This window comes from Streptomyces flaveolus, assembly GCF_044765825.1.
Taxonomy (GTDB): Bacteria; Actinomycetota; Actinomycetes; order Streptomycetales; family Streptomycetaceae; genus Streptomyces; species Streptomyces flaveolus.
In genome coordinates this window covers 22,211-34,901 of record NZ_JBIWKU010000014.1, presented here as the reverse complement: position 1 = coordinate 34,901, position 12,691 = coordinate 22,211, and the positions used below count along the sequence as shown (strand labels likewise).

The window sequence follows — 12,691 nt, the reverse complement described above, 5'->3', positions numbered from 1 at the left end:
ACACACTCCGCGCCGCCCGGAGCACACCCGGGGTCCCGCTCGCTCACGGGCCCCGAAGCTCCACCACCCATGCGTTCGTCTCGGGCCGTCCCCCGGGTCGTGCACGTCCCAAATCCCGCAGCCGCCCCAGCGGTTGACGCGGGTGCCCCTCTGAACCTTGGGAGACGACCCCATGACCCAGCAGTCAGTCGAGCCCAAGACCACAGCCGAGGACGCGGGCGCGGGCACCCGCGTCCCGGCCGGCCGGTCCTGGCTCGACCGCTACTTCCACATAACCCACCGTGGCTCCACGGTGGCGCGTGAGGTGCGCGGCGGCATCACCACCTTCATGGCGATGGCGTACATCGTCCTGCTCAACCCCATCCTGCTCGGCGGCGAGGACGTCGCGGGCAACACCCTGAGTCAGAAGGCCCTGATCACCGCGACGGCGCTCGCCGCGGCGGTCACCACGCTCCTGATGGGCTTCGTCGGCAAGGTGCCGCTCGCCCTGGCCGCCGGACTCTCGGTGTCCGGAGTGATCGCCGGACAGGTCGTTCCCCAGATGACCTGGGGACAGGCCATGGCCATGTGCGTGATGTACGGCGTGGTCATCATGCTGCTCGTGGTCACCGGGCTCCGCGAGATGATCATGAATGCCATCCCGCTCGCCCTCAAGCACGGCATCACCATGGGCATCGGCCTGTTCATCGCGATCATCGGCCTGGTGAAGGGCGGTTTCGTCCACCCGGGCAAGGCCACCCCGCTCACCCTGGGCCCCGCGGGTGAACTCGCCGGCTGGCCGGTCCTGCTCTTCGCGGGCACCCTGCTGCTGATCTTCATGCTCCAGGCGCGCAACACCCCAGGCGCCATCCTGATCGGCATCGTCACCGGCACCGTCGTCGCCGCGGTACTGAACGCCACCGGGGTCATCGACCCCGAGCAGTGGGCGAACGGCGCTCCGGAACTGCACGGCAGCGCGGTCTCCATGCCCGACTTCTCGCTCTTCGGCCACCTGGAGTTCGGCGGCTGGGGCGACGTCGGCGCGATGACCGTCGGCATGATCGTCTTCACGCTGGTGCTGGCCGGGTTCTTCGACGCGATGGCCACCATCATCGGCGTCGGCACCGAGGCCAAGCTCGCCGACGACAAGGGCCGGATGCCGGGTCTGTCGAAGGCGCTGTTCATCGACGGCGCCGGCGGTGCCATCGGCGGCGTGGCGGGCGGCTCCGGCCAGACCGTCTTCGTCGAGTCCGCGACCGGCGTCGGGGAAGGTGCCCGCACCGGACTCGCCTCGGTCGTCACCGGCGCGTTCTTCGCGGCCTGCCTCTTCTTCACCCCGATCACGGCGCTCGTGCCGCAGGAGGTCGCCTCGGCCGCGCTGGTCGTCATCGGCGCGATGATGATGATGAACGCCCGGCACGTGGACTGGGCCGACCGGGCCACCGCGATCCCGGTCTTCCTGACCGTCGTCCTGATGCCGTTCACGTACACCATCACCACCGGTGTCGCCGCGGGCGTCATCTCCTACGTCGCCATCAAGGTCGCGCAGGGCAGGGCGCGGGAGATCGGCGCGTTCATGTGGGCACTGACGGTGATCTTCGTCGTCTACTTCGCCCTCAACCCCATCGAGAGCTGGATGGGCGTGCACTAGCCGCCCCCGGGGGAACCCCTTTCATATCACCGCGGGCAAGGAGACCGACCATGCTGGACATCGCCGAAGAGCTGCACCGGTGGGTCGAGCAGGGACGCGACGTCGCCGTGGCCACCGTCGTGGCCGTCGGCGGCAGCGCCCCCCGTCCGCCCGGCGCCGCCCTCGCGGTGGACGCCGGGGGCACGGTGATCGGCTCGGTCTCCGGCGGCTGTGTGGAGGGGGCCGTGTACGAGCTGTGCCGGCAGTCGCTGGAGGACGGCCGAGCCGTCCTGGAGCGCTTCGGCTACAGCGACGAGGACGCCTTCGCCGTGGGCCTGACCTGCGGCGGAGTCATCGACATCCTCGTCACGCCGGTACGGGCGGACGACCCCGCCCGCCCGGCCGTCGCCGCCGCTCTCGCCGCCGCCGCGCGGGGGGAGGCGGTGGCGCTGGCGCGGGTCGTGGGCGGCCCGGCGGAGCTGCTGGGCCGCGCCCTGGCCGTCCGTCCGGACGGCTCCCGCACCGGCGGCTTCGGCACGCACCCCGAACTGGACCGCACGGTGGCCGCCGAGGCGGGCGCCTTCCTGGACGCCGGCCGTACGGGCACGCTGGAGATCGGAGAGCAGGGCTCGCGGTGCGGAGCACCGCTGACGCTGCTGGTCGAGTCCTCCGTCCCGGCGCCCCGCATGATCGTCTTCGGCGCGATCGACTTCGCCTCGGCACTGGCTCGCGTCGGCACGTTCCTCGGCTACCACGTGACGGTGTGCGACGCGCGCCCCGTCTTCGCGACGCGGGCCCGCTTCCCGGACGCCGACGAGGTCGTCGTCGAGTGGCCCCACACGTACCTGAAGCGCACGGACGTCGACGCCCGCACGGTGCTGTGCGTCCTGACCCACGAAACCAAGTTCGACGTACCGCTCCTCGAACTCGCCCTGCGTCTGCCCGTCGCATACGTCGGGGCGATGGGCTCCCGCCGCACCCACCTGGACCGCGAGGAGCGCCTGCGCGAGGCCGGCGTCACGGACCGGGAGCTGGCCCGGCTCAGGTCCCCCATCGGTCTGGACCTCGGCGCCCGTACGCCCGAGGAGACGGCCCTGTCGATCGCGGCGGAGATCGTCGCCGCCCGGCGCGGCGGCAGCGGCGTCTCGCTGACCGGCGCCCACACCCCCATCCACCACGAGGACGCCTCGCCCCCGGCCGGACGGACCGGCTCCCTCGGCGCGCGCGGCACGCATCCCGTCACGGCTGTCTGAGCAGCCGGTTCACCGCCCGTCCGAACACGTACCGCCCCGACCGGCCCAGCACGCCGTCGCACAGGGACGGCAGCAGGCGGACGTCCAGCTCCTCGCGCCAGACGACGCGCGCCCGGCCGCCGGGGCCCGGCCGGACCTCGATCTCCGCCCAGCCCCTGACCAGCCGGCCCCGCTTCTCCAGCCGGCACCGGCCGGGTGCGCCGTCGTGCGGGGGCTGCCAGACGGTCACCTCCATCGTGTCGTCGACGGCGAACGGGCCGAGCCCCGAGCGGGCGACGACCACCGTGCCCACCCCGGTGGGCGGGGGAGTGGGCACGCTGACCCGGGTCAGCGGCACCGCGTCGCCGTGACGGTGCCATGCGGTGAGCCGGCGCCATGCCTCGTCCGGGGCGAGCGGGGCGGTGCGTTCGAGCGAGAAGAAGGCCACGCGACGATCGTAGGCAGTGGGAGCCGTCCACCGCTGCGCCCGTCCGGGCCGACGGCCTAGCGGTAGACCTTGCCCGGTTCGGCCTTCCCCGGCGCGAGCAGCTGCGGCACCGTCACGAACGCGTAGCCCCGCTTCTTGAGCGCGTCGATGATCCCGGGCACGGCGGGGACGGTGCCGTCGTAGATGTCGTGCAGCAGGATGATGCCGTCCCGGGACGACTGGTCCAGGACCCGCTCGGTGATCAGGTCGGAGTCGTCCGTCGTGTAGTCCTTGGCGGTCACGCTCCACAGCACCTCCGCCAGCCCCAGCTCGCGGCAGATGTCGTGCACCGTGTCGTCCGTGCGGCCCTGCGGCGGACGCATCAGCGTGGGGCGCTGCCCGGTCAGGCGCTCTATCTCCTGGTTGGGGCGCTCCAGCTCCTCGCGTATCCGGTCCGGTTCGGCGTCCGTGAGGATCTTGTGCGTCCAGGTGTGGCTGGCCACCTCGTGTCCCTCGGCGGCCATGCGCCTGACCAGGTCCGGATACGTGTCGATGTGCCGCTTGCCGAGCAGGAAGAAGGTCGCCGGGACCTGCTTCTCCTTGAGTATGTCGAGCAGCCGGGCGGAGTTCTCGCTCGGCCCGGCGTCGAAGGTCAGGGCGATGCACTTGGCCCTGCGGCAGTCCACGGTGCCGAACCCGGCCGCCCGCGCCTGGCCGCCCGCCGCGCCCCGGACGGAGCTGGGCGAGCTCGTCTCCAACGTGGTGCAGCCGCTCAGCGCCAGTGTCAGCGAGGCGGCCGCCGCGAGAATCGCGGCCCCGCGCAACCTGGTCCCCGTTTTCGTCATCTTGCTGGTCAGCAAAGGCATGCGAGGACTATACACAGCGAGTATATACGCGGTGTATAGTACTTTCTCGTCTCTTTGTTCGAGGTAGTGGGCGCTTTGTCCGGGTTACTCAGCCGACACGTACGTGTCGGCGAGAGTGAGGAGAGACCCGTGAGCGAGAGTCCCGTGAGTGGACGCGCCTGGCGCCGGGCCCTGGTGACCGGCGGCGCCGGGTTCGTGGGATCCCACCTGTGCGGCCGGCTGCTGGACGCCGGCGCCGACGTCGTCTGCCTCGACAACCTGGCCACCGGTTCCCGGAGCAACGTGGCCGACCTGGAACGGCACCGCGGCTTCCGGTTCGTCCGGGCCGACGCGACCGACCCGGCGGCCCTGCGCGGCCTGCCCGGCCGCTTCGACCTCGTCCTGCACTTCGCCTGCCCGGCCTCGCCCGCCGACTACCTCCGGCTGCCCCTGGAGACCCTCGACGTCGGCAGCACCGGCACCCGCAACGCCCTGGAACGGGCCCACGCCGACGGCGCCCGCTTCCTGCTCGCCTCCACCTCCGAGGTCTACGGCGACCCGCTCGAACACCCGCAGCGCGAGAGCTACTGGGGCAACGTCAACCCGATCGGCCCGCGCAGCGTCTACGACGAGTCCAAGCGCTTCGCCGAGGCCCTGGTCACCGCCCACCGCCAGGTCCACGGCACGGACACCGCCATCGTCCGCATCTTCAACACCTACGGCCCCCGCATGCGCACCGGCGACGGCCGCGCCGTGCCCACCTTCATCGCGCAGGCCCTCGACGGCATGCCCCTCACCGTCGCCGGGGACGGCGGCCAGACCCGCTCCCTGTGCTATGTCGACGACACCGTCGCCGGCGTCCTCGCCCTGGCCGCCTCCGGCGAGAGCGGCCCGATGAACATCGGCGGCGCCGACGAGATCACCGTGCTGGAGCTGGCCCGGCGCATCGTGGAGCTGACCGGCTCCGGGTCCCGCATCCGGTTCGTCGAACGCCCCGTCGACGACCCGTGCCGGCGCAAGCCCGACACCACCCTGGCCCGGGAGCGGCTCGGCTGGCGGCCGCGCGTCGGCTGGAGCGAGGGGCTGGAGCGGACCATCGGCTGGTTCGCCCACTCCGTCGCCGCGTAGGGCCCGGCGGAGCGGTCGTCCGGGCATCGTCACGATGCGTGAGATGTCGGCTCATGTCCGGAATTGAGCTGTATCCAAGTGTTTGAGGCAGCTGTCCCGCGGCACCCGCGAGGCCAGACAGACCCCAGCAGTCCCCCGGGACGGAGCACACCCCATGCGCATCCTTGGTATCAACGCCCTGTTCCACGACCCGGCCGCCGCACTCGTCGTCGACGGCCGGACCGTTGCGGCCGCCGAGGAAGAGCGTTTCAGCCGCCGCAAGCACGGCAAGCGCCCGGTGCCCTTCTCCGCGTGGGAGGTACCGGAACAGTCGGCGCGGTGGTGCCTGGAGCACGCCGGGATCCGGCCCGAGGAGCTGGACGCCGTCGCGTACTCCTTCGACCCCAAACTGGCCCGGCCCGCCCGCGACATGGGCCTGGACGACCCGTGGGACCCGCTGCGCCTCGAATACGCCCGCCGGGCCCCCGAGTTCCTCGCCGACGCGCTGCCCGGGCTCGACCCCGACCAGGTCGTCTTCGTCCCGCACCACGTGGCGCACGCCGCCTCCGCCGGACCGGCCTCACCGCACCCCGACAACGACGTCCTCGTCCTCGACGGGCGCGGCGAGTCCGCCTCCCACCTGGCCGGCCGCTACCGCGACGGCAAGCTCGACACCCTCGCCGCCCAGGCCCTGCCGCACTCGCTGGGCCTGGTCTACGAGGAACTGACCGAGCACCTCGGCTTCCTGCGCAGCAGCGACGAGTACAAGGTGATGGCCCTCGCCTCCTACGGCACACCCCGCCACCTGGACCGGCTGCGCGCGCACGTCCACGCCACCGGCGACGGCGGCTTCCGCGCCCACGGCGTCGACTGGGCGGCCCTCGCCCCGGCCCGCGCCAAGGGCGAGGACTGGACCAGGGACCACGCGGACCTGGCCGCCAGTACCCAGGCGGTGCTGGAGGAACTGCTCCTCGAACTCGTCCACTGGCTGCACCGCGAGGCCGGGGGCGAGGCCCTCACCATGGCGGGCGGCGTCGCCCTGAACTGTGTCGCCAACTCGAAGATCGCCGCCCGCGGCCCGTACCGGCACGTGTGGGTGCAGCCCGCCGCCGGCGACGCCGGCACGGCCCTCGGCGGCGCCCTGCACGTCGCCGCCGCCCAGGAGGGCGCCGCACCCGAGCCGATGCCCGGCGCCGGCCTCGGCCGCGGCTGGAGCGACGACGAGATCCGCGCCTGGCTGGAGACGGCCGCGATCCCCTACGAGGAACCGGACGACATCGCCGAGACCGTCGCCGAGGAACTCGCCCGGGACGGCATCGTCGCCTGGTTCCAGGGCCGCAGCGAGTTCGGGCCGCGCGCCCTCGGCCACCGCTCCCTGATGGCCCACCCGGGCCGCGCCGAGAACCTGGAGCGGCTCAACCGCGTCAAGGGCCGCGAGGAGTTCCGTCCCGTGGCGCCGATGGTGCTGGCCGACCGCGCCGCCGACATCTTCACCGGGCCCCTCCCGAGCCCGTACATGCTCTTCGTGCACGACGTCGCCCCCGCCTGGCGCGACCGCATCCCGGCCGTCGTCCACGTCGACGGCACCGCCCGCATCCAGACCGTCGAGGAGCGCCGCGAGCCCCTCGTCGCACGGATGCTGGCCTCCTTCGAGAAGCGCACCGGACTGCCCGTCGTCGTCAACACCAGCCTCAACACCGCCGGGCGGCCCATGGCCGACGACCCGCGCGACGCGCTGGAGTGCTTCGGCTCCGCGCCCGTGGACCTGCTGGCCATCGGCCCGTTCGCGGTGCGCCGGGGGAGGGCGTTCGCATGACCGGCGCCCCCATGACCGGCTACGCCGTCGTCGTCCCCACGCTCGCCCGCGACACGCTGGCCGACTGCCTGGCCGCGCTGGCCGCGGCGCACGGGCCGCGCCCCGACGAGATCGTCCTCGTCGACGACCGGCCCGCGCCCGACGCCGACCCGGCGGCGCTGGAGCACGCGCTGAGCGTCCTCGGCGACCTGCGCGAACGCACGGTGGTGCTGCGCAGCGGGGGCCGCGGGCCCGCCGCCGCCCGCAACACCGGCATCCGCGCGGTCACCTCGCCGTGGACCGCCTTCCTCGACGACGACGTCCAGGTCGGCCCGCACTGGTGCGACCAGCTGGTCCAGGACCTCGCCGAGGCCGCCCCCGACACCGGCGCCGTGCAGGGCGTCATCGCCGTGCCCCTGCCCGGCGAACGCCGCCCCACCGACTGGGAACGCGGCACGGCGGGCCTCGCCCGGGCCCGCTGGATCACCGCCGACATGGCGTACCGCACCGACGTGCTCAAGCAGGTCCGCGGCTTCGACGAACGCTTCCCGCGCGCCTTCCGCGAGGACGCCGACCTCGCGCTGCGCGTCCTCGACGCCGGCTGGCGCATCCAGCGGGGCCGCCGCACCACCCGCCACCCCGTACGCCCCGCCTCCCGCTGGGTGTCCCTGACGCAGCAGCGCGGCAACGCCGACGACGCCCTGATGCGGCGCCTGCACGGCCCCGACTGGTGGTCCAAGGCGGTGGCCCCCCGGGGCCGTATCCGCCGCCACGCCGCGATCACCGCCGCCGGCGCCGCCGCCCTCGCCCTCGCGGCCGCCGGCCGTCCCCGGGCCGCCGCGCTCGCCGGGCTCGGCTGGGCCGCCGGCACCGCCGAGTTCGCCTGGGCCCGCATCGCCCCCGGACCGCGCACCCGCCACGAGGTGACGACGATGCTGGTCACCAGCGCGCTCATCCCGCCCGCCGCGACCTGGCACCGGCTGACCGGACTGTGGCGGCACCGCGGCGCCCGCGCCTGGCAGGAGGTGACCGCATGAGCCCCGTCGAGGCGGTGCTCTTCGACCGCGACGGCACCCTCGTCCACGACGTCCCCTACAACGGCGACCCCGAACGGGTCCGGCCCGTCGACGGCGCCCGCGAGGCGGTGGCGCTGCTGCGCGGACACGGTATCCGCGTCGGCGTCGTCACCAACCAGTCCGGCATCGCGCGCGGCCTGATCAGCGACATCGACGTCCGCCGCGTCAACCGGCGCGTCGACGAACTGATCGGCCCCTTCGACGTCTGGGCGATCTGCCCGCACGGCCCCGACGACGGCTGCCACTGCCGCAAGCCGCGGCCCGGCCTGGTGCAGTGGGCGGCCGGACGCGTCCGCGCCGCCCCCGCCGACTGCGTCGTCATCGGCGACATCGGCGCCGACGTCGAGGCAGCGCGACGGGCGGGAGCCCACGGCATCCTCGTCCCGAACGAACAGACCCGCCCCGAGGAGACGGGCGCCGCGGACCATGTCGCCCCCGACCTCCTGACCGCCGTACGCGCGCTCCTCACCGGCCTGCCGAAAGGCAGGGTCCTGGTGAACGAGCGGCCCGTCCGGGCGGCGTTCGGCACGGGCGGCGACGGCACCACGGGAACCACCGTGGTGCCGGCTCCGGCCGGCCCCACGGCAGCCGGCCGGTCCGCCTTCGACGAGGCCCCGCGGACCTCCGCCGGACCCGCGACCCGCCGCGACCGGACCCCGCCGGACCGGGACGCGCCCCGGCCGGCGCGGCACCGGCCCGGCGCCCGCCGCGGCGGGGACAGCACCGGCCCGCGGCAGGACGGACCCGGCACCGGCCGACCGGCCGCCGGCACCGGTGAGGGCACCCGCGGCGACGGCACCGCCGCGCCGAGCCCGATCGGCGCCGACACCCGTGGGAGGCCCCGATGAAGGCCCTGGTCACCCGGCTCGACAGCTTCGGCGACGTGCTGCTCGCCGGGCCCGCCGTGCGTGCCGTCGCCGCCCGCGCCGACCACGTCACCCTGCTGTGCGGACCGCGCGGCGCCCCCGCCGCCCGGCTGCTGCCCGGCGTGGACGAGGTCCTGGTGTGGGACGCGCCGTGGGGCGGTTTCCAGCCGCCCGACGTCAGACGGGAGGACATCGACGCCCTGGTGGAGCGGATCGACGCCGACACGGCGCTGGTCCTCACCTCCTTCCACCAGTCCCCGCTGCCCACCGCCCTGGTGCTGCGCCTGGCCGGCGTCCGGTACATCGCCGCGGACAGCGTGGACTACCCCGGTTCCCTGCTCGACCTGCGCCACCGGCGCGCCCCGCACGCCCACGAGGCCGAGGCCGCCCTCGACCTCGCCGAGGCGGCCGGGTTCCCGCGGCCCGACGACGGGCGGCTGCGGGTGCACCCGCCGCCCCGCACCGACGACCTCACCGGACCCGGCCCGTACGTCGTCCTGCACCCCGGCGCCAGCGTCCCCGCCCGCGCCTGGAGCCCCGAGCGCAGCGCGGAGGCCGTCCGCGAACTGGCCGCCGCCGGACACCGCGTGCTGGTCACCGGCGGCCCCGAGGAACGCGACCTCACCGCGTACGTCGCGGGCTCCCACGGCACCGACCTCGGCGGCCGCACCGAGGCACCGGAACTGTCCGGCGTCCTCGCGGGCGCCTCGGCCGTCGTCACCGGCAACACCGCGCCCGCCCACCTCGCCGCCGCCGTCGGCACCCCCGTGGTGTCCCTGTTCGCGCCGGTCGTACCGGCCGAGCGCTGGCGGCCGTACGGCGTCCCGTACGTCCTGCTCGGCGACCAGGACGCGCCCTGCGCCGACAGCAGGGCCCGGGACTGCCCCGTCCCCGGCCACCCCTGCCTGAACACCGTCACCGCCACCGACGTGGCCGCCGCCGTCGACAAACTCCTGGGGGAGGCATGAGGATCCTCATCTGGCACGTGCACGGGTCGTGGACCACGGCCTTCGTGCAGGGCCCGCACACCTGCCTCGTCCCGGTCACCCCGGACCGCGGACCCGACGGCCTCGGCCGCGCCCGCACCTGGGACTGGCCCGAGTCGGTGATCGAGGTCCCGCCGGAGCGACTGCGGGACGAGGACATCGACCTGGTGATCCTCCAGCGCCCCCACGAACTCGCCCTGGTCGACCGGTGGCTCGGCCGCCGCCCGCCCCTGGTCTACCTGGAGCACAACGCCCCCGACGGCGACGTGCCCGACACCCGCCACCCCGCCGCCGGCATCCCCGGCGTCACCCTCGTCCACGTCACCCACTTCAACCGGCTGATGTGGGACTCCGGACCGGCCCACGCCACCGTCATCGAGCACGGCATCGTCGACCCGGGACACCGCTGGACCGGCGAACTGGAGCGGGCGGCCGTCGTCGTCAACGAGCCGGTCCGGCGCGGCCGCACGACCGGCACCGACCTGCTGCCCGCGTTCTCCCGCGCCGCCCCGCTCGACGTGTTCGGCATGCGCACCGAGGGACTCGCCGAGCACCTCGGCGTCGACCCCGGGCGCTGCCGCACCCAGGACGTCGTCCAGAGCGACCTGCACACCGAGCTCGCCCGCCGGCGCGTCTACGTCCACCCCGTCCGCTGGACCTCCCTCGGCCTGTCCCTGCTGGAGGCCATGCACCTGGGCATGCCCGTGGTCGCGCTCGCCACCACGGAGGTGACCGAGGCCGTGCCCCCGGGCGCCGGAGTCGTCTCCAACCGCATCGACGTACTGACCGACGCCGTACGCGACTTCCTCGCCGACCCGCTGCACGCGCGGACGGTCGGCGACGGCGCCCGTGCGGCGGCCCTGTCCCGTTACGGGCTGTCCCGCTTCCTGGACGACTGGGAGCGGCTGCTGAAGGAGGTGACCCGATGAGGATCGCCATGGTGTCCGAGCACGCGAGTCCGCTCGCCGCGCTCGGCGGCGTCGACGCCGGTGGACAGAACGTCTACGTGGCCCGTCTCACCGAGGAGTTGGCCCGGCGCGGCCACGACGTCACGGTCTACACCCGCCGTGACTCGCTGGACCTGCCCGACCGGGTGCCGCTGCCCGGCGGCGGCAGGGTCGAGCACGTGCCGGCCGGCCCGGCCGAAGTCGTCCCCAAGGACGACCTGTTCCCGCACATGCCGACGTTCGGCGCGTACCTGGCGCGCGCGTGGAGCCGCGAGCGGCCCGACGTGGTCCACGCCCACTTCTGGATGTCCGGCATGGCGTCCCAGATCGGCGCCGGACCGCACGGCATCCCCTGCGTGCAGACCTTCCACGCCCTCGGCACCGTCAAGCGGCGCCACCAGGGCATGCGGGACACCAGCCCGTACGAGCGCATCGGCATCGAGCGGCAGATCGGCCGCACCTGCGAACGGGTGCTTGCCACCTGCACCGACGAGGTCGTCGAACTCGGCGACATGGGCGTACCGCCCCGGCAGGTGTCCGTCGTGCCCTGCGGCGTCGACGCCGGGCAGTTCCGCCCCGGCGCCGCCTCCGGCCGCACCCCCGCCCGGCGACAGCGGCACCGGCTGCTGGCCTGCGGCCGGCTGGTGCCCCGCAAGGGCTACGACCAGGCGATCCAGGCGCTCGTCGACGTCCCCGACACCGAACTCCTCATCGCGGGCGGCCCGCCGTCCGACGCCGTGGACGCCGATCCCGAGGCCCAGCGCCTGACCGCGCTCGCCCGCCGCGCCGGCGTCGCCGACCGGGTCCGGCTGCTCGGCGCGGTCGACCCGCGCGACATGCCCGCCCTGCTCGGCAGCTCCGACCTGGTGCTGTGCACCCCGGTCTACGAGCCGTTCGGCATCGTCCCGCTGGAGGCCATGTCCTGCGGCGTGCCCGTCCTCGCCACCGACGTCGGCGGCCACCGCGACTCCGTCGCCGACGGGGTCACGGGCCGCCTCGTCGCACCGCAGGACCCGGACGCGATCGCCGAGGCCGCCTGCGAACTCCTCGCGGACGAGGAACTGCGGCGCCGGTACGGGGCCGCCGGTCGCGAACGCGTCCTCAAGCACTACACCTGGCAGCGCGTCGCCGACGGGGCGGAACAGGTGTACCGCCTGACCCTCGCCGACCACGCCCTGTCGAAGGAGGTGGCGTGATGACCGTGCACCCGCCCGTCGTCGGACACTGCGACGAACTGCAGGAGGCGCTGAGGGCGTTCCGCGCCTCCGCGCACGTCACCGAACGCTGGGGCGAGCGGCTCGCCGGCGTCCTGTCCGGCGGCGGCAGACTGCTGGCCGCGGGCAACGGCGGCAGCGCCGCCCAGGCCCAGCACCTGACCGCCGAACTCGTCGGCCGCTACCGCGAGGACCGGCCGCCGTTCTCCGCGATCGCCCTGCACGCCGACACCTCCAGCACCACCGCGATCGCCAACGACTACGGCGTCGACGAGGTGTTCGCCCGCCAGGTGCGCGCACACGGCCGTGACGGCGACGTCCTGATGCTGCTGTCCACGTCCGGCGCCAGCGCCAACCTGCTCTCCGCCGCCGACGCGGCCCGCGCGGCCGGCGTCCGGGTGTGGGCCCTCACCGGCTGCGCCCCGAACCCGCTCATGGCGGGCAGCGACGAGTCCCTGTGCGTGGACGCCCCCTCCACGGCCACCGTCCAGGAGATCCACCTGGTCGCCCTGCACATGATCTGCGCGGCCTTCGACGCCGCCCTGGAACGGGGCGTGCCCGGCAAGAGGACGCGGAGGTGACGCGAC

General features: G+C 74.4%; 11 protein-coding genes and 1 pseudogene. 10 read left to right on the top strand and 2 right to left on the bottom strand.

The annotated features are described in order from the left end of the window. The first annotated feature begins 172 nt into the window (after nt 1-172). On the top strand, nt 173-1,630 hold the full coding sequence (locus ACIRG6_RS32585) for an NCS2 family permease (RefSeq protein WP_239764222.1): 1,458 nt from the start codon (nt 173-175) through the stop codon (nt 1,628-1,630). A 50-nt stretch (nt 1,631-1,680) separates the two neighbouring features. After that, nucleotides 1,681-2,862, top strand: a complete 1,182-nt coding sequence (locus ACIRG6_RS32580) for an XdhC family protein (RefSeq protein ID WP_365022533.1) — start codon at nt 1,681-1,683, stop codon at nt 2,860-2,862. On the opposite strand, the gene ACIRG6_RS32575 is transcribed toward ACIRG6_RS32580, so the two are convergent. Beyond that, nucleotides 2,849-3,289, bottom strand: a complete 441-nt coding sequence (locus ACIRG6_RS32575; RefSeq protein ID WP_364678901.1) for an SRPBCC family protein — start codon at nt 3,287-3,289, stop codon at nt 2,849-2,851. The two genes, ACIRG6_RS32580 and ACIRG6_RS32575, sit on opposite strands and share 14 nt — an antisense overlap. 56 nt (nt 3,290-3,345) lie before the next feature. Then, nucleotides 3,346-4,134, bottom strand: a complete 789-nt coding sequence (locus ACIRG6_RS32570; RefSeq protein WP_403325262.1) for a polysaccharide deacetylase family protein — start codon at nt 4,132-4,134, stop codon at nt 3,346-3,348. 129 nt (nt 4,135-4,263) lie between these two features. Between ACIRG6_RS32570 and ACIRG6_RS32565 the strand changes: the two genes are divergently transcribed. The 8 genes and pseudogenes from ACIRG6_RS32565 (at nt 4,264) to ACIRG6_RS32530 (ending at nt 12,685) form a co-directional block, all read left to right on the top strand. Beyond that, entirely contained in the window at nt 4,264-5,241 is a 978-nt protein-coding gene (locus ACIRG6_RS32565; protein ID WP_318214983.1) for a UDP-glucuronic acid decarboxylase family protein, read from the top strand. A 154-nt stretch (nt 5,242-5,395) separates the two neighbouring features. Continuing rightward, nucleotides 5,396-7,036, top strand: coding sequence for a carbamoyltransferase family protein (locus ACIRG6_RS32560; RefSeq protein WP_364678910.1), 1,641 nt, complete (start codon nt 5,396-5,398; stop codon nt 7,034-7,036). After that, nucleotides 7,033-8,052 carry a glycosyltransferase gene (locus tag ACIRG6_RS32555; protein WP_364678913.1) on the top strand — a complete coding sequence of 340 codons (1,020 nt, stop codon included), beginning with the start codon at nt 7,033-7,035 and terminating at the stop codon, nt 8,050-8,052. The genes ACIRG6_RS32560 and ACIRG6_RS32555 overlap by 4 nt, the downstream gene beginning before the upstream one ends. Beyond that, nucleotides 8,049-8,570 (top strand): annotated as a pseudogene (locus tag ACIRG6_RS32550) (D-glycero-alpha-D-manno-heptose-1,7-bisphosphate 7-phosphatase); the annotation flags it as partial. The gene ACIRG6_RS32555 and the pseudogene ACIRG6_RS32550, both read left to right, overlap by 4 nt. 365 nt (nt 8,571-8,935) lie before the next feature. Beyond that, nucleotides 8,936-9,925: a glycosyltransferase family 9 protein gene (locus ACIRG6_RS32545; protein ID WP_364678916.1), complete on the top strand. Its 990-nt coding sequence runs from the start codon at nt 8,936-8,938 to the stop codon at nt 9,923-9,925. Further along, nucleotides 9,922-10,872, top strand: a complete 951-nt coding sequence (locus ACIRG6_RS32540; protein ID WP_364678918.1) for a glycosyltransferase — start codon at nt 9,922-9,924, stop codon at nt 10,870-10,872. Before ACIRG6_RS32545 ends, ACIRG6_RS32540 begins: the two co-directional genes overlap by 4 nt. Next, the gene (locus tag ACIRG6_RS32535; protein WP_318214988.1) at nt 10,869-12,086 is read left to right on the top strand and encodes a glycosyltransferase; all 1,218 of its coding nucleotides are present in this window, start codon (nt 10,869-10,871) and stop codon (nt 12,084-12,086) included. The genes ACIRG6_RS32540 and ACIRG6_RS32535 overlap by 4 nt, the downstream gene beginning before the upstream one ends. Next, nucleotides 12,086-12,685 (top strand): D-sedoheptulose-7-phosphate isomerase, encoded by a 600-nt coding sequence (locus tag ACIRG6_RS32530; RefSeq protein ID WP_364678921.1) that lies wholly within the window; start codon nt 12,086-12,088, stop codon nt 12,683-12,685. The genes ACIRG6_RS32535 and ACIRG6_RS32530 overlap by 1 nt, the downstream gene beginning before the upstream one ends. The last annotated feature ends 6 nt before the right edge of the window (nt 12,686-12,691 follow it).

Bases quoted from the DNA above. Each gene is read 5' to 3' on its own strand.
- ACIRG6_RS32585 (WP_239764222.1), top strand. From the start codon at position 173: ATGACCCAGCAGTCAGTCGAGCCCAAGACCACAGCCGAGGACGCGGGC.
- ACIRG6_RS32560 (WP_364678910.1), top strand. From the start codon at position 5,396: ATGCGCATCCTTGGTATCAACGCCCTGTTCCACGACCCGGCCGCCGCA.
- ACIRG6_RS32545 (WP_364678916.1), top strand. From the start codon at position 8,936: ATGAAGGCCCTGGTCACCCGGCTCGACAGCTTCGGCGACGTGCTGCTC.
- ACIRG6_RS32580 (WP_365022533.1), top strand. From the start codon at position 1,681: ATGCTGGACATCGCCGAAGAGCTGCACCGGTGGGTCGAGCAGGGACGC.
- ACIRG6_RS32530 (WP_364678921.1), top strand. From the start codon at position 12,086: ATGACCGTGCACCCGCCCGTCGTCGGACACTGCGACGAACTGCAGGAG.
- ACIRG6_RS32540 (WP_364678918.1), top strand. From the start codon at position 9,922: ATGAGGATCCTCATCTGGCACGTGCACGGGTCGTGGACCACGGCCTTC.
- ACIRG6_RS32535 (WP_318214988.1), top strand. From the start codon at position 10,869: ATGAGGATCGCCATGGTGTCCGAGCACGCGAGTCCGCTCGCCGCGCTC.
- ACIRG6_RS32555 (WP_364678913.1), top strand. From the start codon at position 7,033: ATGACCGGCGCCCCCATGACCGGCTACGCCGTCGTCGTCCCCACGCTC.
- ACIRG6_RS32570 (WP_403325262.1), bottom strand. From the start codon at position 4,134: ATGCCTTTGCTGACCAGCAAGATGACGAAAACGGGGACCAGGTTGCGC.